Origin of the sequence: Sphingomonas kyeonggiensis, from assembly GCF_030812785.1 — a bacterium.
In the GTDB taxonomy this organism is placed as follows: Bacteria; Pseudomonadota; Alphaproteobacteria; order Sphingomonadales; family Sphingomonadaceae; genus Sphingomonas; species Sphingomonas kyeonggiensis_B.
Window position 1 is genome coordinate 1,210,254 of record NZ_JAUSTJ010000001.1, and the last position, 24,978, is coordinate 1,235,231.

Annotated in this window: 14 protein-coding genes; 11 read left to right on the forward strand and 3 right to left on the reverse strand. The window is 67.9% G+C overall.

Annotated features, from left to right (window positions below):
• Window positions 1-93: 93 nt before the first annotated feature.
• Window positions 94-2,205, reverse strand: coding sequence for a TonB-dependent receptor (locus tag J2W22_RS06020; protein WP_307117340.1), 2,112 nt, complete (start codon window positions 2,203-2,205; stop codon window positions 94-96).
• A gap of 243 nt (window positions 2,206-2,448) precedes the next feature.
• On the opposite strand from J2W22_RS06020, the gene J2W22_RS06025 reads away from it, so the two are divergent.
• From J2W22_RS06025 to J2W22_RS06055, 7 genes are all read left to right on the forward strand, one after another.
• The gene (locus J2W22_RS06025; protein WP_307117341.1) at window positions 2,449-2,988 is read left to right on the forward strand and encodes a hypothetical protein; all 540 of its coding nucleotides are present in this window, start codon (window positions 2,449-2,451) and stop codon (window positions 2,986-2,988) included.
• Window positions 2,989-3,130: 142 nt separating this feature from the next.
• Complete coding sequence (locus J2W22_RS06030) at window positions 3,131-4,489, forward strand: polysaccharide lyase 6 family protein (RefSeq protein WP_307117342.1); 1,359 nt, start codon at window positions 3,131-3,133, stop codon at window positions 4,487-4,489.
• A complete protein-coding gene (locus J2W22_RS06035) occupies window positions 4,489-6,684 on the forward strand; it encodes an alginate lyase family protein (RefSeq protein ID WP_307117343.1) in 2,196 nt (731 codons plus the stop codon). The genes J2W22_RS06030 and J2W22_RS06035 overlap by 1 nt, the downstream gene beginning before the upstream one ends.
• A gap of 4 nt (window positions 6,685-6,688) precedes the next feature.
• Window positions 6,689-7,981: an MFS transporter gene (locus J2W22_RS06040; protein WP_307117344.1), complete on the forward strand. Its 1,293-nt coding sequence runs from the start codon at window positions 6,689-6,691 to the stop codon at window positions 7,979-7,981.
• Entirely contained in the window at window positions 7,978-8,730 is a 753-nt protein-coding gene (locus tag J2W22_RS06045; protein WP_307117345.1) for an SDR family NAD(P)-dependent oxidoreductase, read from the forward strand. The genes J2W22_RS06040 and J2W22_RS06045 overlap by 4 nt, the downstream gene beginning before the upstream one ends.
• A 30-nt stretch (window positions 8,731-8,760) precedes the next feature.
• Window positions 8,761-9,639 (forward strand): rhamnogalacturonan acetylesterase, encoded by an 879-nt coding sequence (locus tag J2W22_RS06050; RefSeq protein WP_307117346.1) that lies wholly within the window; start codon window positions 8,761-8,763, stop codon window positions 9,637-9,639.
• A gap of 79 nt (window positions 9,640-9,718) precedes the next feature.
• Window positions 9,719-10,492 (forward strand): TSUP family transporter, encoded by a 774-nt coding sequence (locus J2W22_RS06055; protein ID WP_307117347.1) that lies wholly within the window; start codon window positions 9,719-9,721, stop codon window positions 10,490-10,492.
• A gap of 418 nt (window positions 10,493-10,910) precedes the next feature.
• Here the strand turns inward: J2W22_RS06055 and J2W22_RS06060 are convergent, their stop codons facing one another.
• On the reverse strand, window positions 10,911-11,945 hold the full coding sequence (locus tag J2W22_RS06060) for a sugar kinase (protein WP_307117348.1): 1,035 nt from the start codon (window positions 11,943-11,945) through the stop codon (window positions 10,911-10,913).
• Between the two features lie 129 nt (window positions 11,946-12,074).
• Between J2W22_RS06060 and J2W22_RS06065 the strand changes: the two genes are divergently transcribed.
• The 4 genes from J2W22_RS06065 to J2W22_RS06080 all read left to right on the forward strand — a co-directional run bounded on the left by J2W22_RS06065 (window position 12,075) and on the right by J2W22_RS06080 (window position 23,757).
• Window positions 12,075-14,957, forward strand: a complete 2,883-nt coding sequence (locus J2W22_RS06065; RefSeq protein WP_307117349.1) for a TonB-dependent receptor — start codon at window positions 12,075-12,077, stop codon at window positions 14,955-14,957.
• Window positions 14,958-15,053: 96 nt separating this feature from the next.
• Complete coding sequence (locus tag J2W22_RS06070) at window positions 15,054-15,800, forward strand: FadR/GntR family transcriptional regulator (RefSeq protein WP_307117350.1); 747 nt, start codon at window positions 15,054-15,056, stop codon at window positions 15,798-15,800.
• Window positions 15,801-16,174: 374 nt separating this feature from the next.
• Entirely contained in the window at window positions 16,175-23,359 is a 7,185-nt protein-coding gene (locus tag J2W22_RS06075; protein WP_307117351.1) for an autotransporter-associated beta strand repeat-containing protein, read from the forward strand.
• Between the two features lie 29 nt (window positions 23,360-23,388).
• Window positions 23,389-23,757 carry an EF-hand domain-containing protein gene (locus J2W22_RS06080; protein ID WP_307117352.1) on the forward strand — a complete coding sequence of 123 codons (369 nt, stop codon included), beginning with the start codon at window positions 23,389-23,391 and terminating at the stop codon, window positions 23,755-23,757.
• A 45-nt stretch (window positions 23,758-23,802) separates the two neighbouring features.
• Here J2W22_RS06080 and J2W22_RS06085 read toward each other — a convergent pair whose 3' ends face one another.
• On the reverse strand, window positions 23,803-24,861 hold the full coding sequence (locus J2W22_RS06085) for a serine hydrolase domain-containing protein (RefSeq protein ID WP_307117353.1): 1,059 nt from the start codon (window positions 24,859-24,861) through the stop codon (window positions 23,803-23,805).
• Window positions 24,862-24,978 lie beyond the last annotated feature (117 nt).

Genomic DNA, 24,978 nt, shown 5'->3' on the forward strand with positions numbered 1-24,978 from the left:
GAAGTGTGTCTTGAATCGAGAGCCAGGTGCGCGAGGTTGGCGTCCTGCCCCTCTCCCAACCCTCTCCCCGATGGGGAGAGGGCTATTTGAAGGTCAGATCTGGATGCGCGCGGTCACGCGGATGTCCCGGCCGGGGAGCGGGGCATAGTCCTTGAGCACGCTGGCGGCGCGGCGGGCCTCGACGTCGAAGATGTTGTTGGCCGAGAGCTGCAGGCTGGTGTTCGAGCCGGCGCCCCAGGGCTTCCACGATATCGAGGCGTTGACGAAGGTGAAGCCGTCGGTCGGCGTCTCGAAGGCCGAGATGCGGGTCTGGTCGAAGACATGCTCGACTTCGCCGCGGATCGTGAAGGCATCCGAGGTCGCCTCCAGCCCGCCATTGATCCGCAGCGGGGGGATGCGCGGGGCGGGGCCGGTGCCGGTGATCTCGGCATGGACATAGTCGGCCAGCGCGGTGGCGTTGATCGTGAAGGCCTTCACCGTCGCCAGGCGCAGCGAGCCCTCGGCCTCGAAGCCGTAATAGCGCGCATCGGCCTGATTGTACTGGAAGACGGGCAGGTCGTCCCGCGTCGCGCCGGTGGGCGCGTCGTAGATGTAGCCAGTGAACCAGTTGTAATAAGCCGCGGTCGAGAATGCGAATCCATCCCCCGAACCCTTGAACGTGGCTTCCACGCCCCAGCTCTTCTCGGTACCGAAATTGGGATTGCCGATCTCGAACGCCTGGGTGCCGGCATGCGGGCCGTTGGCGAACAGCTCTTCCGGCGTCGGCGCACGCTCGGCGCGCGAGACGTTGACGCCGAAGCGCATGCCGTCGGCCACCGCATAGCTGGCGCCGAGCGAGGCGGAGAAGCTGTCGAAGCTGCGGTTATACGCCGGATTGCCGATATCGGCATCGGCCTGGGCGCTCAGGTCGTTATGTTCGAAGCGGGCCGAGGCCTCCGCCTTGAACGCGCCGAGATCGAGCGACTGGAGCGTGAACAGGCCGAACTGCTGGGCCGAGTTCTTGGGCAGGAACTTCTCGTCGCCGACGATATGCATGTCGCGCAGCGAGAACTGCCCGCCGATCAGGCCGTCCCAGCCGCCGCGGGCGCTCTGGACCAGCTCGAGCCGGCCTTCATAGCCCTGGTTGTAGAAGGTGGTGCCGACGGCGCCGTCCTCCTCGATCTCGCTATGCTTGTAATCGGCCGCGGCCCAGCGGGTGCGGAGCTGCTTGAACAGCCCGTCGCCGATATTGACCTCGCCGCGGATGTCGACGCGGGTCTGCTGGGCGTGAAGGCGGACATTCTCCGCCTCGATCGCGGGATCGAGCGAATAGCGGACCGGCACGCCGTAGAAGGTGTCGAAATGGCTGACCGAGAAGCCGAGATTGTTGGTGCCGTCGATGATCGCGGCGCCGCCGGCGACGTCCCAGGTCTTGCCGGCGGTGTTGGGCACCTTGCCCTTGAGGTCGGCGAGCTCCTGGATATCGGGATCGGCGCTGGCGGCAGCGGCGGCGCGCAGCGGGCGGCTGAGGACATAGCCGCCGGTGCGCTGGTCGCCGGTCTGCGAGAAGCTGCCATCGGCATGGAGGACGATCTTGCTGGTCACCGGCACGTCCGCGGCGCCCGAGACCGAGCGCTCATCGGCGGCGCTGCCATAGCTGGCGATACCGTCGAAATGTACCGCTTCCTCGGGCATGTGGCGCGGGATGCGGCTGTCGATCACATTGACCACGCCGCCAATCGCCGAGGGGCCGAAGATCAGCGCGGTCGGCCCGCGCAGCACTTCGATGCGGTCGGCGGTGAGCGGGTTGATGATCGGCGCGTGATCGGCCGAGGTGTTCGACACGTCGATGCTGCCGATGCCGTCGGTGAGCAGCGGGGCGCGCGCACCGATGAAACCGCGCAGTACCGGGCGCGAGGCATTGGGGCCGAAGGACGTCGCCGAGACGCCCGGCTGCTGCGCCAGCGTGTCGCCGATCGTCGGGCGCAGGTCGCGGGTCAGTTCGTCCTTGGCAAGCACTGCTGTGCCGCCCAGCACATCGGCAGTGTTGCGCGCGCGGGTGCCGGTGACGACGATCTGGGCGCCCGGCTGGTCATGATCCTGATCGGCTGCCGGCGCGGTTTCGCTGCTGGCTGCCGGCGCGTCGTTGGTGCTGGCCGGCTTCTCCTCGGCGTGGGCGGGGAGGGCGAGCAGGGCAACGGAGGCGAGCAGCAGCGGACGCAACATCAACGAATCTTCCCGAACAAAGGTACTTGCTGCGCCGCGGTAGCTGCGATGATATAAGGTATCAAGTCCGTTTCGGTCATACTTTCGGATAGCTGGCCGCCGACGCCCGGCGAGAGGCAGAGGGCAAGCCGGCCGTTACGGCATCGCGGAAGATCGTCGCAGTTGCGGAAACCTTGAGATGCCGCCCGCACGGCTAATCAACGCAGCGCTTCGCGCCTAGATGCCCGGCAACAGGAGGACATCATGGCGTATCTCGATACCCAGGCACATCTGCTCGAAGGGCTTGCCGGCACCGTTCCGGCGGAAGTGGCGCTGAGCCCGCTCGAATTGCGCACGCTGCAGCTTTCGCAGGCGGATGGCCGCGCCTCGCTGCGCGCGCCGCGCCGGATCGAGCGGCTGGGCGCGATGCTGTTCGGGTCGCGCCGTGTGGCGGGTCTCGCCAATGCCCGGCTCGAGGCGCTTCGCCGCTTCGCCATTCTCTACCGGCTCGACGGCAAGCGGATCGACTCGACCGAATATGCCCGGGCGGAAGCTGCCGGCCTCGATGGCGCGATGCTCGCCCGGGTGCGGCGGATCATCGATGGCTGGCCGCGCCGGGTCGGCCCGTTGCTGCATGCCGCGTCGCTGCTCGGGGCAGTCGGACTTGCCACTGCTGCCAGTGTCACGGCCTATTTCTGGCTCGCCGACCAGCTCGAGCCTGCGGTCGCGGCGATCCTACTTGGCACGGTCGCTGTGACGCTCGCCCCACTCTTTGCAGGGCGGCCGAGGGGTGCACGCGGCTAATTTGGTATAGAACCACTGGGCTAAATCCGGTCCGTTAAATTGGTATTCAAATTGGCTTGCGCGTAAATTGCGCGACTGGTAGGCATCCCCATCGGCCACAAGAGCCGGTGGGGAGGATCCGTTGCGACTCTGGGCGCTGTCGATGGGGATGCTTGTGGCGGCTGCCAGTCCGGCGGCGGCGCGCGACACCCTTGTCCATGATCAGCAGGAATATACAGCGGCGGCGAAGGCGCTGGCGCCGGGCGACCGCATCGTCCTGGCCAATGGCGAATGGCGCGATTTCGCGGTGCGCTTCTCGGGTGCCGGCACGCAGGACAAGCCGATCACGCTGACCGCCGAGACGCCGGGCAAGGTGATCCTGACCGGTGCCTCGAGCCTGCGCATGGCGGGCAACTGGCTGGTCGTCTCGAACCTGGTCTTCAAGGACGGGCACGGCACTGGCGAGGATTTGATCGCCTTTCGCTACGACACCAGGCGCTGGGCCGAGAATTCGCGCCTGACCGGCGTGGTGGTCGACGGCTATGGCGCGCCGACCGCGGCGAAGACCGATCACTGGGTGTCGCTCTACGGGCAGAACAACCGGGTCGATCACTCGCAGTTCTTCGGCAAGGCGCATGGCGGCGCGATGCTCGTCGTGGTCCGCGCCTCCTATGGCCCGAGCGAGAACCATCACCGGATCGACCACAATTATTTCGGCCCGCGGCCTCCCTTGGGGGAAAATGGCGGCGAGACGATCCGCATCGGCACCAGCCAGGAATCGCAAAGCGACTCCTTCACGGTGGTCGAGGACAATTATTTCGAGCGTTGCGACGGCGAGGTCGAGATCGTCTCGATCAAGTCCGGCAGGAACATCCTCCGCCGCAACACCGTGGTCGAGAGCCAGGGCGCGTTCGTGATGCGCCACGGCCATGGCAACCGGATCGAGGACAATGTGTTCTTCGGCAATGGCGTGAAGCGCACCGGCGGCATCCGGGTGATCAACAAGCACCAGGTCGTCCGCAACAATTACATCGAAGGCGTGACTGGCGAGGGGCCGTACAGCGCGATCACGCTGATGAACGGCGTGCCCAACTCGCCGCTCAACCGCTATGTCCAGGTCGAGGATGCGCTGATCGAGCGCAACAGCGTGATCGATGCCAACACCGTGACGCTGGGCAATGGCGCGGACCAGGAGCTGTCGCTGGCGCCGATCTCGACGCGCTTCGTCGGCAACCTGTTCGTCAACCAGAAGCGCGGCGATCCGTTCGTCGCCAAGTCGGACATCGCCGGGATCAGCTTCAGCGGCAATGTCATGTCCGTGACCGGACCCGCCACCCTGCCCATCGCGATGGACCGCCGAGCGGTGACGCTCGAGCGCGCCGCCAACGGCCTGCTCTATCCGACCGATCCGGTGCTGGCGAAGGTCGGTGCCGATCGCACGCTCAAGCCCATCACGCGCGAGGAGACGGGTGTCTCCTGGTACGCCAAGCCTGCGGCCTCGCCGCATCCGGGAAGCAATTGATGACTCGTTTCGCGTTTCTCCTCGCCGGTACCACTCTGCTCGCCACGCCTGCGATGGCGCAGACCGCGCCGGGTACCCAGCCGACCTTGTTCCGCGCCCCCGAGATGGCGGCCACGGCCAAGGAAGCCACCGCATATCCGCTGTTCAGCGCCGAGCTGAAGCGGGTACGCCGCGAAGTCGACAAGGCGATCAAGGCCGGCGTGGTCGTGCCGGTGCCGAAGGATCCGGGCGGCGGCTATACGCATGAGCAGCACAAGCGGAACTACACCGCCATCTATGGCGCCGGCTTGCTGTTCCGGATCACCGGCGAGCAGCGCTATGCCGATTTCGCCAAGGCGGAACTGCTCGAGTACGCCAAGCTCTACCCGACGCTGGGCAATCATCCGGCGGCGAGCGACCAGCGCCCCGGTCGCCTGTTCTGGCAGAGCCTTAACGACGCGGTGTGGGCGGTCTATGCCGTGCAGGGCTATGACGCGATCCGGGAGTCGCTGAGTGCCGCCGATCGCGCGACGATCGACGACAAGGTGTTCCGCCCGATGGCGAGCTTCCTCTCGGCCGGCCAGGCCGAGGAGTTCGACCAGATCCACAACCATGCCACCTGGGCCTGCGCCGCAGTGGGCATGATCGGCTATACGCTGCGCGACAAGGACTTTGTCGAGGTGGCGCTGAAGGGCCTGAAGCGCGATGGCAAGTTCGGCTTCCTGGCGCAGATCGACCAGCTCTTCTCGCCCGACGGCTATTATGTCGAAGGGCCGTACTACCAACGCTACGCGATGCTGCCCTTCGTGCTGTTCGCGCGCTTCATCGACGCGAACCAGCCCGAGCAGAAGATCTTCCAGCACCGGAGTGGCGTGCTGCTCAAGGCGATCCGGACCTCGATCCAGACGACCTATGATGGCTTCTTCTTCCCGTTCAACGACGCGATGCCGGACAAGAGCCTGAAGACCGACGAGCTCTATCAGTCGGTGGCGATCGGCTATGAAGTGACCAAGGATCCGGCTTTGCTTTCGATCGCCAAATGGCAGGGCCGCACCGTGCTGACGCCCGATGGCCTGATGGTCGCCAAGGACCTGGCGGCCGGCAAGGCCCAGCCTTTCCCCTTCGCCTCGCAGTTCCTGAGCGACGGGCCGAAGGGCGAGATGGGCGGGCTGGCGATCATGCGCTCGGGGCCCACCGACACCGACCAGGTGCTCGTCGCCAAGAATGCCGCGATGGGCATGGGGCATGGCCATTTCGACAAGCTCAACTGGATCCTCTACGACAACGGCCACGCCATCGTGACCGATTATGGCGCGGCGCGCTTCCTCAATGTCGAGAGCAAGGACGGCGGGCGCTACCTCAAGGAAAACGAGAGCTGGGCGAAGCAGACCGTCGCCCACAACACGCTGGTGGTGAACGAGACCAGCAATTTCGGCGGCAAGTGGAAGGTGGGCGACAAGCTCGCGCCGAAGCAGCTGTTCTGGGCGAGCACGCCGCAGGCCACGGTGAGCACCGCCGAGATGGTGGGGGCCTATCCGGGGGTGCGCTATCGCCGCACGCTGATCCAGCTGCCGGTCGACGGCACCGAGAGCCCGATGGTCGTCGACCTGCTCGACGTGACCGGCGACAAGCCCGCCACCTATGACCTGCCGCTGCACTATGCCGGGCAGATCACCAAGATCGACTTCCCGCTCCAGTCGAACGTCGCGGAGCGGCCGGTGCTGGGCAAGGCCAATGGCTATCAGCACATCTGGGTGGATGCGACCGGCACGCCGAGTGCGGACAAGGGCGCGATCACCTGGATCAACGACAACCGCTTCTACACCTATCGGATGATCGCGCCGACGGGTGCCAGCGTGATCCTGGGCGAGAGCGGGGCGAACGATCCCAAGTTCAACCTGCGCCGCGAGCCGCTGCTGATCGAGCGCGTCACGAATGCGACCAGTGCCCAGTTCGTCAACCTGCTCGAGCCGCATGGCAATTACGATGCGGGCGAGGAGAAGACGACCGCCAGCAACAGCCGGGTGAAGGGCTTCACCTATGTCCGCACCGGCGATGCCGATGTGGTGACGATCAGGCTGGCCGATGGCCGCAGCATCACGCTCGCCATCGCCTTCTCCGCCGATGCCGCCGCAGCACACTCGGCCACGGTCGATGGCCGGAAGCTCGACTGGAAGGGCCATTTCGCGCGCTTCGATGCGGGCAAGGGAAACTGAGCCGATGACCAGGGTCAAAGGGCTTCGCTGGTTCGTCATCGGCCTGATCGGGCTGGTCACCGTCATCAACTATATCGATCGCAACGCGCTCGCCGTGATGTGGCCGGCCGTCTCCAAGGACATCGGCGCGGACAAGGCGGATTATGCCCTACTCGTGACCATGTTCATGGTCGCCTATGCGTTCGGCCAGTCGCTGTTCGGCAAGCTGCTCGACCGGATCGGCACGCGGATCGGCTTCGTCATCGCGATCGCGGTGTGGTCGGTGTCGATCGGCGCGCATGCGCTGGTCCGCTCGCTGGGCATGCTGATCGGCCTGCGCGTCACGCTGGGCGTAGCCGAGGCGGGCAACTGGCCCGGCGCGGTCAAGGCCAATGCCCTTTGGTTCCCGCCGCAGGAGCGCGCCTTCGCCCAGGGCATCTTCAACGCCGGTGCGGCGATCGGCGCGATCATCGCGGCGCCTGCGGTGGCGGCGCTCTACGGCTCGTTCGGCTGGCGGACGACCTTCGTGCTGGTCGGCGTGCTTGGCTTTGTCTGGCTGATCCCCTGGCTGTTCGTCTACCGCGCCGATCCCGATCGCCATCCCTGGCTGAGCGACGAGGAACGCGCCCATATCAATGCGCGCCCCGCCACCGCGGACGCGTCGGAGAGCGAAGCGCCGGCGCCCGGCATGCTCGAGCTGCTGCGCTATCGCCAGAGCTGGGCGATCCTGCTCAGCCGCTTCTTCCTCGATCCGGTCTGGTGGCTGTTCGTCTCCTGGCTGCCGATCTACCTGGCCGAGACCTTCCATTTCGACGTGAAGCAGATCGGCATGTTCGGCTGGGTGCCGTTCGTCGGCGCGATGCTCGGCAGCCTGGGTGGCGGCTGGTTCTCCGGCGTGCTGATCGCCCGGGGCTGGGACGCGCTGGCGGCGCGCAAGCTCGCCATCGCCATCGGCTGCGTGATCATGCTGCCGGCGCTGCTGCTCACCGCGCAAGCTTCGACGCCGCTTAGCGCCGTGCTGCTGATCGCAGTGATCCTGTTCGGCTTCCAGGTGGCGATCAACAACATCCAGACCATGCCGGGCGACTATTTCGCCGGCGGCGCGGTCGGCAGCCTCGCGGGCATCAGCGGCACCGCCGCGGTCGCCGGCACGCTGATCACCACCTGGCTCGTGCCGGTGATGACCACCCAGGGCTATGCGCCGATCTTCGCGCTGGCCGCGGCGATCGTCCCGCTCGCGCTCCTCTCCATCCTGCTCCTCGGCCGCGGACTTCCGCGCGCCGCGGGCACTACCTCCCCAGAACGGAATCCAGCATGAAATTGAAGGACAAGGTCGCCATCGTAACCGGCGGCGGGCGCGACATCGGCAAGTCGGTTTCGCTGCAGCTCGCAGCGGAAGGCGCCAAGGTCGCGGTGAACTATCGCAGCGACGAAGACGCGGCCAAGGCCACCGTCGCCGAGATCGAGGCCGCGGGCGGCACTGCGATCCTGGTCCAGGCCGACGTCACCAAGCCGGCCGAAGTCGCGCGGCTGGTCGAGGAGACCACCGCCGCGTTCGGCGAGCGGGTCGACGTGCTGGTCAACGTCGCTGGCGGCATGGTCGCCCGCAAGACGCTGGCCGACATGGACGAGGCGTTTTTCGACCATGTCATGGAGCTCAACCTCAAGTCGACCTTCCTGGTCACCAAGGCGGTGCTGCCGCATCTCGGCGAGGGCAGCGCGATCGTGAACCTGTCGTCGCTCGCCGGGCGCGACGGCGGCGGGCCGGGCGCGTCGATCTACGCCACCGCCAAGGGTGCGCTGATGACCTTCACCCGCAGCATGGCCAAGGAACTGGGCCCGCAGGGCATCCGGGTCAACGCGCTGTGCCCGGGCCTGATCGGCACCAGCTTCCACGACACCTTCTCCAAGCCCGAGGGCCGCAAGGCGGTGGCCGGCAACACGCCGCTGCGCCGCGAGGGTCATCCGGACGAAGTGGCGTCGGCAGTCGTCTTCCTCGCTTCGAACGACGCCGCGTTCCTGACCGGCGTGAACATGGACATCAACGGCGGCCTCGCCTTCTCCTGAGGGACGGAAGGCCGCAACCTGGGAGGGATTATGTTCAAGACTGCACTCACGCTGGCGGCCCTGCTCGCCGTACCGGGGGCGGCCTTCGCCCAGACTTCGGAGGCCCAGCCTCCGCTCGACAAGCGCGAGAAGCGGACCGATGCGCCGCCGATCTCCGCCTACAAGATCATCCTGGTCGGCGACTCGACCATGGCGCCGGGCAGCGGCTGGGCATCGGTGTTCTGCGCCTATCACGTCAAGTCGAACGTCGCCTGCCTCAACATGGGCCGCGGCGGCCGCTCGACCCGCAGCTACCGGGCCGAGGGCAGCTGGGACATCGCGCTGGGGGAAGCCAAGGCGCCCGGCTATGCCAAGAAGTACGTCCTGATCCAGTTCGGCCATAACGACCAGTCGACCAAGGCCGAGCGCTGGACCGACCTCAACACCGATTTCCAGTCGAACCTCAGGCAGATGGTGCTCGACGTCCGCGCCGCCGGCGCCGTGCCGGTGCTGGTCACGCCGCTGTCGCGCCGCGAGTTCCGCGGCGGCAAGCTCAACAACACGCTGGCCGCCTGGGCAGATGCGGTGCGCAAGATCGGCGTCGAGACCAAGGCGCCGGTGATCGAGCTGAACCGGGACAGTGCGAAGGCGGTCGAGCAGCTCGGTGCGGTCGAAGCGATGAAGCTCGCCATGGCCGAGCCGCTTCCCGAGGAAGTCGCGGCAGGCAAGGCCGGCACCACGCTGCGCCCGCGCCCGGCCCCGGAATCGCCGCCCGCCTCGACGCTTCCGAAGACCGGCCCGCGCGGCCGGATCGCCCCGAAGTTCGACTATACCCATGTCGGCGAAGGCGGCGCCAAGGTGTTCGCCAAGATCGTCGCCTATGACCTGGCCGTCGCCATTCCCGAATTGAGCAGCCAGCTGCTCCCCTGAGCTCCGTCCCTGGAGGTGCGGTTCGACTCCCTCGGCCGCGCCTCCTTTTTTATTCGGCCGCACCGCTCTAACGGAGCGCATGCATCTGACCCCCGACATCCTTGCCTTCCTCGTCTCCATGGCGCTGCTCGCCGGCACGATCGACGCGATGGCGGGCGGGGGCGGGCTGATCTCGATCCCCGCGCTGATGGCCGTGGGCATCCCGCCGGTCTCGGCGATCGCCACCAACAAGCTGCAGAGCGCCTGCGGCACCGCCTCGGCGGTGTTCGCCTATGCCCGGGCCGGCCATGTCGACTGGCGCCGCTTCGCGCTGCCGGCGCTCGGTGCCTTCCTCGGCGCGGCGGCGGGGGCGACCACGCTGCAATTCATCGACCCCGGCTTCCTCGCCGCCTTCGTGCCGGTGCTGCTGATCCTGATGGGGCTCTATTTCCTGCTCGCCCCCAAGATGAGCGAGGCGGACCGCCATGCCCGGATCGGCACGATCGGCCTGACGCTGATCGTCTCCGGCATCGGCTTTTATGACGGCTTCTTCGGACCGGGCACCGGATCCTTCCTGACCACCGTGCTGGTCGCGCTCGCCGGGCTCGGGCTGGTGCGGGCGATCGGCAATGCCAAGTTCCTCAACCTCTCGACCAACATCGCCGGGGTGCTGGCGATGGTCGCCGGCGGCAAGATGCTGTGGGGCCTGGCCATCGCGATGGCCGCGGCGAACATCGTCGGCAACCAGATCGGCGCGCGGCTGGCGATCCGCTTCGGCGGGCGCGGGGTGCGGCCGCTCCTGGTGCTGCTCTCGGTGGCGCTGACCGCGAAGCTGCTGGCCGATCCGAAGAATCCGATCTGGGGCTGGTTCTGAGCTTCCTATGCCGCTGGCGGCGCGACTCGTGGAAGTTCACTAAGTTCATCCCCAGCACGGGTTCTTGCCGGGCCTGAATTGACACGGTTGCCGCGAATGCGCGCCATCTCGCAACATTGCTGCGCGGGCGAGGTCCTATCTTTCCTACGGTTGAAAGAGCGGCCGGGTGGTGACCCGGCCAGGGGAGTGCAGCAGGCGGAATCCTATTTTGCAAGCTGGCCCTCCCAGAGGGAGCGCTTTCCTTCCTTCTTCGTCACCCCGGCCCCCTCGGCTGCCTGCAAGGCAGGCGCTCAGGACAAGCTTGTGCCGGGGTCCACCAAGCCGCACCGGATGCGCTCGAACCTCTTGCGCATGGCTCGCCTCCCGGTGGACCCCGGAACAAGTCCGGGGTGACGGTTTGGGGTTTTTTTGGGCGCCCTCAGCGCTTCACATCCACCCCTTCGCCCGAGAAGCCCTCCACATCTGCCCGCGCGAACAGCGCCATGTCCCCCGGCACGCTGTGCTTGAGGCAGGCCAGCGCCAGCCCGAGTTCCGCGACGCGGGAAACATCCGCGCCCTCGAGCAGGCCGTGCAGCACCCCCGCCGCAAAGGCGTCGCCGCCGCCGATCCGGTCGACGATGCCCGGCATCGCGACCTCGGGCGTCTGGAAGCCGGCCTCGGGCGTGTCGATGCGCGCGGCGAGGCGGTGGCAGTCGCTGGTCTCGACCTCGCGGGCGGTGGAGGCGATCCATTTGAGGTTGGGGAAGGCGGCGAAGCCGGCCAGCGCCGCCTCGCGCCGCCGCGCCGCGCCATCGCCGGAGAAGGGCTGGCCGAGCAGCAGCGCCATGTCGCGGTGGTTGGCGAAGAACAGGTCGGCCTGGCGGACCAGTCCGGTGAGGATCGCACGGGGATCGCTGTCCCAGCTCTCCCACAGCGCCGGCCGGTAATTGCCGTCGAAGGAGATGCGCATGCCGAGGGCGCGGGCGGCGGCCACCGCATTGTGCGTCGCCAGCGCGAGATCGGGGCCGAGCGCGGGCGTGATGCCGGAGACATGGAGCCATTCGGCGCCGGCGAATGCCGCGGACCAGTCGAAGCCGGACCAGTCCTGCGTCGCGAAGGCGCTGCCGGCGCGGTCGTAGAGGATCTCCGAGGCGCGCAGCGATGCGCCGGGGGCGAGGAAGTACAGGCCCTGGCGGCCGGGCGCGCGGAAGCTGCGCGACAGGTCGACGCCCGCGGCGGCAAGCGCGCGCCACGCGCCGTCGCCCAGGCCATTGGCGGGGATCGCCGAGACCATCGCCGCGCGGTGACCGAGCGTGGCGAGCGCCGCCATCACATTGGCCTCCGCCCCGCCGACATGGAGATCGAGGCTGGCCGCCTGGGGCAGCTGGACCTTTCCTTGCGTCGCCAGGCGGGTGAGCACCTCGCCGAAACCGATGATCCGCGCTGGTCCACAGCTGGCTAGTCCGGTTGCCATCCAATCCTCTCCTCTGGTTTTGCTGCGCCGCATTAATCGGATTGGAGAATTGGTATCAAGATGACATTGACTTCATCCGGACCGGTGGTACCTAGAATTGGTATAAAAAGACGATTGGGGAGGATTCGAATGGCTTTGGGCTCCATCCGTGCGCGCGTGCGCGCCCGCTCGGCGCTGCTCACCGGCGTGTCGATCGCCGCGGCCCTGGCGGCGGTGCCGGCCTGGGCGCAGGACAGCGCGCCCGCACCAGCGGAGACGGCCGCTCCCGAGGCGTCGCAGGAAGACCAGATCGTCGTCACCGCGATCCGCGAGACGATCCAGAGCTCAATCCAGTCCAAGCGCGATTCCGATGCGATCGTCGACTCGGTCTCGGCCAAGGAAATCGGTGACCTGCCCGGCCAGTCGGTCGGCGAAGTGATCGCGACGATCACCGGCGCTTCGATCGACCGCGCCAATTACGGCCCGACCGAAGTTTCGATCCGCGGCCTCGGCTCGGGCCTGAGCATGACCACGCTAAACAAGCGCGAGGCGACCAACGGCTCGGGCGACCGTGCGGTCAATTTCGGCCAGTTCCCCTCCGAGCTGTTCAACGCGATCAAGATCTACAAGACGCAGCAGGCCGATTTGATCGAAGGCGGCGTGGCCGGCCTGATCGAGCTCGAGACGCGCAAGCCGCTCGACCACAAGCGCCGTTCGATCCAGGCGGAGATCAAGGGCAATTTCAATCCGTACCAGGACCGGATCAGCGGCTCGAGCCCGTTCGGCTATCGCGCGACGCTCAGCTATATCGACCAGTTCGACGCCGGCGACCTTGGCAGGATCGGCATCTCGCTCGGCTATCAGCGCAACGACGTGAACGATCCGGTCGAGCGCTTCTATACCAGCTCGACCTGGTTCACCTGCAACGCGGCGATCGTCTCGACCACCAACTGCACCGAAGTGACGCGCCAGCAGGGCAATTCGGGCACGCCCTATTACCACGCGTCCAACTCGTATCTCTATCGCCAGATGATCACCTCGGACCTGCGCAACGCCGTGTTCGGGGCGCTGCAATGGCAGCCGAGCCCGACGATCGACGTCAATCTCGACCTGCAATATTCGCGGCGCCAGTATAGCGAGACGCGCAACGACTTCGGCACTGCCGAGGGGCGCTACAACCTCAAGAATGTCGTGGTCGGCGACAACCACCAGATGCTCTCGGCCGACGGCACCGCAACGCTGCAGACACTGTCCGGCCTGTTCCAGCGCGACGAGAAATATCTGGGCTTCGGCGGCAATGTCGAATGGAAGCCGAGCGACCGGCTGACGGTGACTGCGGACTTCGGCTATTCGCATACCAAGCGCGTCGACATCACGCGCACGGTGCGGCTGCGCACCGATCCGCTCGACATCTATGGCGTGCGGACCGCGATCAACAACCAGCGCATTCCCTATTCGGTGGACTTCTCCAAGAGCTTCCTGCCGGTCTTCAGCTTCGATCCGCGCTTCGATCCGAACAACCACAACCTGTTCAGCGACGATACCCAGCTGACCCGCTCGCAGGACGGCCGGGAGGACGAGATCTATTCGGGCCGGCTGGACGCCAGCTACAAGCTCGACGGCTTCATCGAGCGGATCGACATCGGCGGACGCTGGGCGAAGCGGCAGTTCTTCGGCTACAGCAACGACGTGGTGACCCTGTCGGCGCCGCTGGACAAGGACCGCGAGGTCAATCTGGCCTGCCGCACGCCGTTCCCCGAGCGCAACTTCTTCGCCGATTCGCCGAACAGGCAGACGATCAGCTACGCGACCTTCGACGTGCTCTGCCAATTCCGCGGCTATCTCGGCACCGAGGATCCCGGCCCCAGCGCGGACCTGCGTTCGGTCGACAATCCGGACGTCACCGAGGAGACGCTGGCCGGCTATGCGATGGCCACCTATTCGGGCAGCCTCGGCGGCATTCCGGTGCGCGGCAATTTCGGCGTGCGCGGCGTGCATACCCAGGTGACCGCGGTGGGTCTTCGCGCCGCGCTCAAGGTCATTCCACGCGCCGGCGGCAACATCTCGCTGGAGGCCGATCCGACCAGCTTCACCGAGACCCGGATCAGCTCGGGCACGATGCGCTGGCTGCCGAGCATCAACGCGATCTTCGACGTGGCTCCGAAGATGCGCGTCCGCACCGGCATCTACCGCGCCATGTCGCGGCCCGCGCCGAGCGCGCTGGGCGCCGGCCGCCGCATCACGCTGGAAGAGGATGCGGGCCAGGGCTTCCCCTCGGTGGACGAAGCGATCGGCACGATCGTCGCCTCGGGCAGCCCGCGGCTGAAGCCGGTGATGTCGTGGAATGCCGACCTGGCGTTCGAATATTATGCCAACAAGGACACGCTGTTCGCGGCGACCGGCTATTACAAGCGCTTCACCGGCGGCAAGATGCCGATCTCGATCGACGAGACCTTCGTGGTCGACGGGCAGGATTATCTGGTTCCGGTCAGCCAGACGACCAACAGCAACGACAAGACCGACCTGTACGGCGTGGAGATCACCGCCTCGAACCGGTTCAGCTGGCTGCCGCACCCGCTCGACGGGCTGGGCGTGAAGCTGAGCTACAATTACGCCTGGTCGAACTACAAGACGCAGGACATCCGGTACGGCGACATCATCGACAGCGCGACCGGCGACGTGATCCCCGGCCTGATCCCGGCGGCGGGGCTGAGTGGCTATTCGAAGCACGTCTTCTCGGCCCAGGCATTCTACGAGATCGGGCCGATCTCGCTGCAGGGCATCTATCGCTACCGCTCGCGCTATTATCAGGCGTTCACCAGCGACAATACCCAGTTGCGCTATGTGGAAGGCAACAACACCTTCGACGTGAACCTGAGCTACAAGATCAACAAGCAGGCGGATATTCGCTTCCAGGCGCTCAACCTCTTCAACGAACCGCGGGTCGAGTACATGCCGGTGGTCGGCAGCACCCGGAACGTCGAATATTACGGGCCGCAATATTTCCTGAGCTTCCGGGTTCGTCTCCGTTAAGGCGGAGTGGAAGCAGGCTGCGGACCAATTGCCTATTCCAAAATCCCGCAGCCTGGGGCATTGCTGATCGTCAGACCAAGCTTACCCGAGGACCCAATGGCCGAACGCCGTCTCTTCCAGGATATCGCCGAGCGTATCGCGGCGATGATCGCAGAGGGCACTTTCCCTCCCGGCTCGCGCCTGCCCGGCGAGCGCGAGATGGCGGAGCGGCTCGGGGTAAGCCGGGTGACGATCCGCGAGGCGGAGATCGCGCTCCAGGCCCAGGGGCTGGTGCGGATCAAGACGGGCTCGGGCGTCTATGTCTGCGACCGCAACGAGCCGAGCGTCGGCCAGCTGCCGGTGGTGAGCGCGTTCGAGCTGACCGAGGCGCGCTCGCTGTTCGAGTCCGAGGCGGCGGCACTGGCGGCGCCGACGATCAGCGACGAGCAGCTCCAGGTGCTCGAATCGCTGGTGGTCGCGATGGACGAGGCCGAGGAGGGCAGCGCAGCGGCGACCGAGGCGGACCGCGCCTTCCACCTGACCATCGCCAGCGCATCGGGCAACCAGGCGATCATGTTCGTGATCAATACGCTCTGGAGAATGCGCACCGAGATCCCCGAGATCTGCGCGCTCCACGCCTCGGTCTGCGGGCATGACGAGGACACGCGGCATGACGAGCATGCCGCGGTGCTCGAGGCGCTCAAGCAGCGCGACTCGGCGGCGGCGCGCACGGCGATGCGCAAGCATTTCAGCCGGCTGCTCGAGGCGATGCTCAAGGCATCGGAAGAGCGCGAGATCATGGAGCTGCGCCGCAAGGCCGAGGCGAGCCGCAACCGCTTCCTGATCAGCGCGCAGCTGAGCTGAGCGGCTAGCTTCCTTCGATTGCTGCAATTTCCACGCGCGCCCGGCACGCGCCGCGGCGCGCGTTTGCTTGTGCCGGCGCCGTAAATCGGTCCGGAAATTGGTATGCGAACCAATATGCCAAATATGGACTAACCATTCTATTGACTCTGGATTGAAGCTCTGGCCTTATCCGGCATGATAAGCTGGCGCTCACCTTGGTGGGACAAGCCGGCAAGCCGCCAGGGAGAGATGCCGGATGCGGATGCGAAGATAAGCGTGCGCCCATAGGGGCCGCAGCCGGCCGCCTGCCGTGCGCTGCCCCCCGCCGACACCAGAACAGCCGGCCATCGACCGGCCTTAGCCATGCGGCATTTGCCGCGATGGGGGGATGACTCATGACCTTTCCGATCCGCGCCCGCAGCCTGCGCACCCGCCTGCTGCTCTCCGCCTGCTTCGTCGCGCTGCCGACCGCCGCGCATGCCCAGAACACGACGATCGCCTCGGGCACGACCAAGACGAGCAACACCAATCTCGATGCCGACGACACGCTGACCGTCGAGGCGGGCGGGACGATCCAGGTGACCGGCAACCGCGCGGTGACGATCAACGGCGCAAGCACCGGGACCGGCATCGTCATCACCAACAACGGCACGATCGAAGGCGTGCCGAACTCGGCGACCAATGGCCGCGCGATCAGCGGCACCGGCGGCGCGGCCAATGGCAGCACGCCCGCGCCGGTCTGGGAGCGGACGCTCACCATCATCAACACCGGCCTGATCCGCGGCGCCAACGACGCGATCCAGATCACCGCGACCGCCGCCGACACCGGGGTGATCACGATCACCAATTCGGGCACGATCCTCAGCACCGGCGCCACCAATGCCGCGGGCATCGGCCAGGTCGCGCAGGGCGTCGAGGTGACGATCCCGGGCGCGACGCTCAACCTCACCAACGCGGCCGGGGGCTCGATCACCGGTAATGAGGGCGTGCTCACCTCGGCGACTTCGACGATCGTCAATGCGGGCACGATCACCGGCACCGGCGCGGTGGTGCAGACCGGCACCAACAGCAGCGGCGACCCGGTCTACAATGCCAGCCAGGGCGAAGGCATCCGCGCCAATGGCACGCTGACGCTGACCAACGAGGCGGGCGGCACCATCAGCGGCGTCTATGGCGTCATCGGCACCGGCAACACGACCATCGTCAATGCGGGCACGATCACCGGCGGCGAGGGCGGGCTGACCACCTCGACGCTGACCCGCGAGGCGATCCGCATCAATCTGAGCGCGACGAGCACCACCAACAGCATCACCCTGGCCGCCGGCAGCGTCACCAGCGCGGGCACCGGCCCCAATGCCAGCGGCGCGGCGGTGACCTTTGGCGGCTCGGCGGCGAACGTCGCGCCGGGCACGGTCAACACCGTCACGATCGAGGTGGGAGCGACGATCAACGGATCGATCACCGCCGCCTCGAGCATCAACGCCACCGACATCCTCAACCTGACCGGCAGCGGCGCGCAGGTGCTGGGCGTGGCGACCGGTTTCGACACGCTCAACGTGCAGGGCGGGACCTGGGGCATCACCAATGGCCAGACGCTGCGGAACGGCGCGACCATCGCGGCGGGCGCGACGCTGCGCTATGACGACAGCGGCAGCTCGGGCGGGTCGGTCGCCGGCGGAATCGTCAACAACGGCACGCTGATCCAGAACCGCACCAGCACGGTGACCAACACCGGCACGATCAGCGGCACCGGCGGCGTGCAGATCGTCAACACCGGCCAGCTCGTGCTGTTCGGCCAGAACAGCTATCAGGGCGATACCCTGGTCAGCAACGGGCGGCTGCGCTCGGGCATGACCGACAACAGCTTCTCGGCCAGTTCGGCGCTGATCGTCACCGATCTCGGCGTGGTCGACATGACCGACACGACCACCACGCTGGTCGACGGCGTCTCCACCAGCACCCCGGTCGCGCGCAACCAGATCGTCGCCAACATCTCGGGCAACGGCTCGATCCGGACGAGCAGTGGCGCCTCGGGCGGGGCGATCCTGACCACCGGGTCGGGTGGCGGCAACACCGAATTCTCGGGCGTGATCAGCGGGCTCGGCGGGCTGACCAAGGTCGGTAGCGGCACGCTCACCCTGTCGGGCGCCAACACCGCGAGCGGCCAGCTCAGCGTGACCGGCGGCACCGTCGAGCTCACCCGCTGGAGCGGCGCGACCAGCGTGACCAACGGGGCGACGCTGACCGGCGCCGCGCGCATCTACGGCGTGCTCAGCGTCGGCAACGGCACGCTCGCGCCGGGCAGCAACGGCATCGGCACGCTCAATGTCGACGGGCTGGTCCTGTCCGCGGATTCGGTGCTGAGCTACGACCTGGCCGCACCCGGTACCGGCGACCGCATCCAGGTCAATGGCGACCTGACCCTCGACGGCACGCTCAACATCAACGATGTCGGCGGCTTCGGGGAGGGCGTGTACCGGCTGGTCAATTACAGCGGCGCGCTGACCGACAACGGCCTGGTGATCGGCGGCGTGCCCGCGGGCGCCAATGCCGGGCTGATGACGATCCAGACCTCGGTCGCGACCCAGGTGAACCTGGTCTATGGCACCCCTGCCGCGACCACGATCCAGTTCTGGGACGGCACCGACAATTCGGGCGACGGCGTGGCGCAGGGCGGCAGCGGCAGCTGGACCAACGGCTTCCCCAACTGGACCAACGCGGCGGCGACCGACAATAGCGGCTGGGCCGGCGCGTTCGGCGTGTTCCAGGGCGCGGCGGGCGTGGTCACCGTCGACGACGCGATCCTGTTCACCGGCGCGCAGTTCATGACCGACGGCTATGCGATCGCCGGCGGCAGCGGCACGCTGACCACCAACAGCGCGCTGACCAATATCCGCGTCGATCCGGGCGTGACCGCGACGATCAGCGCGGGCATGGGCGGCACCGGCGGGCTGCTCAAGAACGATGCCGGCACGCTGATCCTCTCCGGCGCCAACAGCTATGGCGGCAACACCACCATCCTGGGCGGCACCGTCGCGGTGCTCGGCGGCGCGGCGATCCCGGTGACGAGCAGCGTCTCGGTGGCGACGGGCGCGACGCTCGACATACGGGCGGACCAGGCGATCGGCGGGCTCACCGGTTCGGGCGTCGTGCTGCTCAGCGGCGGGGCGCTGACCACCGGCGCGCTGGGCGGCAATGACAGCTTCACCGGCACGATCGACGGCGCCGGCGGCCTGATCAAGACCGGGACCGGGACCACCATTCTCGGCGGCGCCAACAGCTATGCCGGCGGCACCAGCGTGCAGGCCGGCACGCTGGCGTTGGCGAGCGGCGGCACGCTCGGCCAGGGCGATCTCGACATAGCGGGTGCGGGCACGGTCGATCTGGGCGGCCATGCGACCAGCATCGGCGCGCTTAGCGGCGCGGGCACGCTGCAGCTCGGCGCGGGCGGCGCGCTGACCACGAGCAGCACGGCGAACACCAGCTTCACGGGCACGATCCATGGGGCCGGGGCGAGCCTGACCAAGGCGGGCAGCGGCACGCTGACCCTGGGCGGCACCAATGATTTCGGTGCGCTCGACATCGCCGGCGGCCGTGTCGTCGCCGGCACCGCCGGAGCGCTCGGCGGCTCGACGAGCGTCACGGTGAATGGTGGTGCGCTCGAACTCGGCGCCAGCCAGAGCGTCGCCGCGCTGAACGGTGGCGGCGATGTGGCGCTGAACGGCAATCGCCTGACCATCGGCGGCGGCAGCTATGCCGGCGTCGCGAGCGGCGCCGGCGGCATCACCGTGGCGGGCAATGTGACGCTGAGCGGCGCCAATGTCTATGGCGGCACGACCAGTGTCGCCTCCGGCACGCTGGTGCTCAGCGGCAGTGTTGCGGGCGATGTCGATGTCGCGAGCGGCGCGACGCTGAACGGCATCGGCAGCGCTGCGGGCACGGTCAACCTTGCCAGCGGCGCGACGCTCGAGATCGGCAGCGGCGCGAGCGCGGGCAATTTCACCACCGGCGGCCTGGCCCTGTCCTCGGGCTCGACGCTCGCTTTCGGGCTTGGCGCGGCAGGCGTCGCCGGCGCAAGCGACCATATCCAGGTCAATGGCGACCTGGTGCTCGACGGCACGCTCGACGTCACCGATATCGGCGGCTTCGGCGTCGGCGTGTACCGCCTGATCGACTATACCGGTGCGCTGACCGACAATGGCCTCGAGCTCGGCACGCTGCCGGCGGGCACCAACCGGACCCGCACCCAGGTGCAGACCGCGATCGGATCGCAGGTGAACCTAGTGGTGGCCGACAGCCTGCCCGAAGTGCAGTTCTGGAATGGCGCCAGCAGCAGCTCCAACGGCACGATCGAAGGCGGCTCGGGCTCCTGGACTGTCGGGCGCACCGCCTGGTCCGATGCCAATGGCGCCGGCAACGACAGCTGGGGCGGCCGCTTCGCCGTGTTCCAGGGCGCCGCCGGCACCGTCACCGTCGACGATGCGATCGAATTCTCGGGCATGCAGTTCATGACCGATGGCTATGTCATCGCCGCCGGCACCGGCACGCTGAGCGCGATCGAGGCGCAGACCACTATCCGAGTCGATCCGGGCGTCACCGCGACGATCGCCGCGGGCATTGGCGGCAGCGGTGGGCTGAACAAGCTCGACACCGGCACGCTGATTCTGACCGGGGCCAACAGCTATGCCGGCGCCACGACAGTCGCGGGCGGCACGCTACGCGCCGGTGGCGTGGGGTCGCTGCCGACCAACACCGCCGTGACGGTGGCGGCGGGCGCGACGCTCGACATCGCCGCGGCGCAGACCATTGCCAGCCTTGCCGGCGCGGGCAGCGTCACCTTGTCGGGCGGCGGCCTTACCACGGGCGGCGACGACAGCAGCACGCGCTTCGCCGGCATGATCAGCGGCGAAGGCAGCCTGACCAAGACGGGCAGCGGCACCTTCACCCTGGCCGGCGCGAACAGCTATGCCGGCGGCACCAGCATCCTGGGCGGCACGCTACGGCTCGACGGCGGCACCATCGGCGGCGGCGACCTTGCCGTCACGGCGGGGGCGACCTTCGACCTGAACGGCAGCAATGCCAGCGTCGCGGCGCTGGGCGGCACCGGCAGCATCCTGCTCGGCAGCGGCACGCTCAGCGCGGGCGGCACGGTCGACAGCAGCTTCGCCGGCGTGATCTCGGGCGAGGGCGGGCTGGTGAAGACCGGCAGCGGCAACCTGACGCTGACCGGCGCCAATCTCTACACCGGCCTCACCAGCATCCGCGGCGGCACGCTGACCATCGGCAGCGGTATCCTCCCGACCGGCGGGGCGGTTGCGATCGATGCGGGCGCCGCGCTCGCGCTGACCGGCGCGGTGACGCTCGGCAATCTGGCCGGCGCGGGCAATGTCGCGCTGGGCGCCAACACCCTGACGCTGGCGGCCGGCAATTATGGCGGCGTGATCGCCGGCACCGGCGGCCTCACCAAGGCGGGGACGGGCGTGCTGACCCTGGCTGGCGTCAACCTTTATACCGGCGCGACCAATGTGAGCGGCGGCACGCTGGCGATCGGGGCGGGCGGGTCGATCGCCGGTTCTTCGGGCGTTGCCCTGTCGGGGGGCGCGAGCCTCAACATCGCCGCGGCGACTGTGCCCCAGGTCCTGGCCGGGCTCACCGGCGTGGCCGGTACCAGCGTGGTGCTCGGCGCCAACCAACTGGTCGTCAGCAACGGCACGGCGAACAGCTTCGCCGGCCTGATCAGCGGCACCGGCAGCCTGGGCAAGTCGGGGGCGGGCACACTGACGCTCGGCGCCGCGAACACCTACTCCGGCGGCACGGTGGTGACTGGCGGCACGCTGGCTGCGGGCGTGGCCAATGCCTTCGGTTCGGGGGTGCTCACCGTCACTGCGCCCGGCACGGTCAACCTAGCGAACTTCGCGACCACGGTGGGCGGGCTGGCCGGCGACGGCAATATCGCGCTGGGCAGCGCGGTGCTGACCGTGAACGGCTCGGGATCGACGGCCTATTCGGGCGTCCTCTCGGGCAGCGGCCGGCTGATCAAGTCGGGGGGCGGCACGCTGACGCTGAACGGCGCCAATAGCTACACCGGCTCGACGACGATCAACGAGGGCATGCTGGTGGTCAACGGATCGCTGGCCGGCACGCTGACGATCGGCGCGAACGGGCGGCTGGGCGGATCGGGCCGGACCGGATCGCTGAGCGTCGGCGGCATCGTCGCGCCGGGCAATTCGATCGGCACGCTCAACGTCGCCGGCAGCCTGACCCTGGCGGCGGGATCGACCTATCAGGTCGAAGTGTCGCCGACCGGCATCTCCGACCAGATCATCGCCACCGGTGCGGTGACGATCAATGGCGGCACGGTCTCGGTGCTGACCGGCGGGGCGACCAATTTCCTGCCGCTCACCACCTATACGATCCTGAGCGGATCGAGCGTGACGGGAACGTTCGGCAGCGTCGTCACCGACCTTGCCTTCCTGACGCCGTCGCTGGTCTACAATGCCGCGAACGTGCAGCTGCGGCTGCTGCGCAACGATGTCAGCCTGGGCGCGGTGGCGCAGACCAGCAACCAGGTCGCGGTCGCCGCGGCGGTTAGCGCGCAGAGCTCGGGCGGGGTGTTCGACGCGGTGATCGGGCTCAATGCGAGCGACGCGCGCACCGCCTTCGACCAGCTTTCGGGCGAGGTGTTCACCGCGGGGCTCGCGGTGGCCGGGCGCGACGGGCATGACGCGGCGCGCGAGCTGCTCGCCCGTGCCGATGCGCCGCGCGGCCAGGCGAAGAGCTTCTGGATCGCCGGCGATATCGGCCAGATCAGCGCCGGTGCGCGCAGCGGCCATGCCGAGATCGAATCGGATCGCCAGACCGTCTCGGCCGGTGTCGAGGTGACCGGCGACACGCTGCGCTACGGCTTCGCCTATCGCTATGCCCGCAACGACCTCCGCCTCGATGCGCGGGGCAGCGAGGGCGTGCTGGTGAGCAATTCGGCCTATGCCTATTTCGGCTACACGCTGGGTGGCCTGCGCGTCGCCGGCGGCGTCGGCTATGCCAAGCATGCGCTGTCGACCGATCGCCGGGTGGCGTTTGGCGGACTTTCCAACCAGCTTACTTCGGACGGCGACGGCAAGAGCTTCTCCAGCTTCGGCGAGGCGGCCTGGCTGGTCCCGGTCGGCAAGGCGTTGCGGGTAGGTCCCTATGCCGGGGCGAGCGTGACCTCGGCGCGCTTCGACCGGGTGCGGGAATGGGGCGGTGCGGCGGCACTGGTCGCGGACAAGGCGCGCAGCACCACCACGCTCGCCGGCTACGGCCTGCGCGGCACCGCGGTGATCGACGGCATCACGCTGAGCGGCGACATTGGCGGGCGCTCCTATCTCGACGATCCCGAGGCGCGGCGGGTGTTCAACTTCGTTGATACCGGCAACGGATTCGAAGCGGGGGCGGGGCAGTTCGGCAAGACGACCATTAGCGGGCGGTTCGACGCTTCCGCCGCGGTCGGGCGCTTCGTGCTGGGCGTGGGGCTGCGCGGCGAGAGCGGCAGCGGCGGCTCGAGCTACGGTGTGCGGGCCAGCGCCGGTTTCCGTTTCTGATCCAACAAGCGAACCAAGGAGAGAGAAGAATGATCAAGACCGTGAAGATCGCCATTACCGTCGGCGCGCTGCTGCTCTCGGGTCAGGCGCTTGCCCAGAAGGCCGGCCAGACCCGTGCCGAGGCGCAGGCGGCATCGGCGAAGAAGTTCAGGAACCTCGATGCCGATGGCAACGGCAAGGGCAGCCCGGCCGAGCTGCTCGCCTTCATGACCAAGGCGGCGGAGAAGCGCGGCGAGACCATGGACCAGGCCAAGGTCGATCGCCGGCTCAAGCGGCTCGACACCGATGGCGACGGCAATGTCAGCGCCGCCGAGCTGGCCGCCGAGGACCTCGCCAAGTTCGACAAGGCAGACGTCAACAAGAACGGCGTGATCGACGCCGACGAAGCCGTCCAGTGACGGCGTGCCCTCCCCCGGCCACGCGCGCCGGGGGAGGGACCTGCTTCAGTTCAGGCGGAGTGCCGCCTCGGCGACTTCGTCCATGGTCTTCTGCGAATAGCCGGTGTTGTTGAGGACCACGACGCTGCCCTTGCCGTCGAGCCGGTGGCCGAGCACCGAGCGATAGCCTTCGCGGTTGCCGGTGTCCCAGGCGCAGCGGACCGACTTGCCCCCGATAACCACCTCCCGGACGCGGCCGCCCAGCGCATAGTGATCCGACTCCACTTCGATCGTGGTCAGCGCGCGGCGCGAGTCCGGGGTGAGGAAGCGCGTGTCATAGACGAGATGGGCGAAGCGCATCAGGTCGCGCGCCGTGCCGTAGAAGCCGCCGCCCGCCGCGAGATAGTCGGCGGTAGGCGAGGTCCAGACGGTGCGCGGCTCGGTCGGGCGATAGGAGGTCGCGCCGCCGAGATGCTCGAGCCGTATGGCGGGCAGGCGCAGCGGGCCGGTGACCAGCGTGCGGATCAGCGCGGGATAGGGCGTTCCCGACACGGCCTCGAGGATCGCCAGCACCAGGATCCAGTTGGTCAACGCATAGTCGAACCGCGCGCCGGGCTCGAACACCGGATCGCCCGAGGCGAACAGCTTCACCGCCTCGGCGGCGGGCATCGGCTTGCCGAGCAGGCTGGGGTCTGCCTTGACCACCGCGCCGAACTGGTTGGGGATGCCGCTGGCGTTGGAGAGCAGGTGGCGCAGCGTCACCTTCGCGCCGCTGTCCTGGCGATAGGCGGGGAGGTAGCGGGCGATCGGCGCGTCGAGCGACAGCGTGCCGCGCTCGACCAGCCGCATCACCGCGACCGAAGTGATGCGCTTCGAGATCGAGGCGATCGCCACGGGCAGGTCGATGTCGAACGCGAGGCCGATCTCGACATTGGCGAGGCCCTGGGCGGCGTGGACCTGCACCTGCCCCTTGTGGCCGAGCGCGACCAGCCCACGAAAGCCCTGCTCGCCGGCCCATTTGGCGACCAGGGCGTCGAGCCCGGCCTGCCGGACGCTTGCCGCGCGGGCAGCGACGGGCAGCAGGGCTATGCCGGCGATCATCATGCGGCGATCGATACACTTCACTCTCATACTCCTTGCGGGCCTTGCGCGATCCCGGCGCGCGCGTCAGGAAAGCGCCATGGGGCGTTCCACTCACTCCTGCGATCGACCCTGGCGGGTTGCCACCGCCAATCGGTGAAC

What these genes read in the sequence shown, in the direction of transcription:
- J2W22_RS06065 (WP_307117349.1), top strand. Translation starts at nt 12,075, where the DNA reads ATGGCTTTGGGCTCCATCCGTGCGCGCGTGCGCGCCCGCTCGGCGCTG.
- J2W22_RS06050 (WP_307117346.1), top strand. Translation starts at nt 8,761, where the DNA reads ATGTTCAAGACTGCACTCACGCTGGCGGCCCTGCTCGCCGTACCGGGG.
- J2W22_RS06040 (WP_307117344.1), top strand. Translation starts at nt 6,689, where the DNA reads ATGACCAGGGTCAAAGGGCTTCGCTGGTTCGTCATCGGCCTGATCGGG.
- J2W22_RS06075 (WP_307117351.1), top strand. Translation starts at nt 16,175, where the DNA reads ATGACCTTTCCGATCCGCGCCCGCAGCCTGCGCACCCGCCTGCTGCTC.
- J2W22_RS06025 (WP_307117341.1), top strand. Translation starts at nt 2,449, where the DNA reads ATGGCGTATCTCGATACCCAGGCACATCTGCTCGAAGGGCTTGCCGGC.
- J2W22_RS06020 (WP_307117340.1), bottom strand. Translation starts at nt 2,205, where the DNA reads ATGTTGCGTCCGCTGCTGCTCGCCTCCGTTGCCCTGCTCGCCCTCCCC.
- J2W22_RS06055 (WP_307117347.1), top strand. Translation starts at nt 9,719, where the DNA reads ATGCATCTGACCCCCGACATCCTTGCCTTCCTCGTCTCCATGGCGCTG.
- J2W22_RS06030 (WP_307117342.1), top strand. Translation starts at nt 3,131, where the DNA reads ATGGGGATGCTTGTGGCGGCTGCCAGTCCGGCGGCGGCGCGCGACACC.
- J2W22_RS06060 (WP_307117348.1), bottom strand. Translation starts at nt 11,945, where the DNA reads ATGGCAACCGGACTAGCCAGCTGTGGACCAGCGCGGATCATCGGTTTC.
- J2W22_RS06045 (WP_307117345.1), top strand. Translation starts at nt 7,978, where the DNA reads ATGAAATTGAAGGACAAGGTCGCCATCGTAACCGGCGGCGGGCGCGAC.
- J2W22_RS06035 (WP_307117343.1), top strand. Translation starts at nt 4,489, where the DNA reads ATGACTCGTTTCGCGTTTCTCCTCGCCGGTACCACTCTGCTCGCCACG.
- J2W22_RS06080 (WP_307117352.1), top strand. Translation starts at nt 23,389, where the DNA reads ATGATCAAGACCGTGAAGATCGCCATTACCGTCGGCGCGCTGCTGCTC.
- J2W22_RS06070 (WP_307117350.1), top strand. Translation starts at nt 15,054, where the DNA reads ATGGCCGAACGCCGTCTCTTCCAGGATATCGCCGAGCGTATCGCGGCG.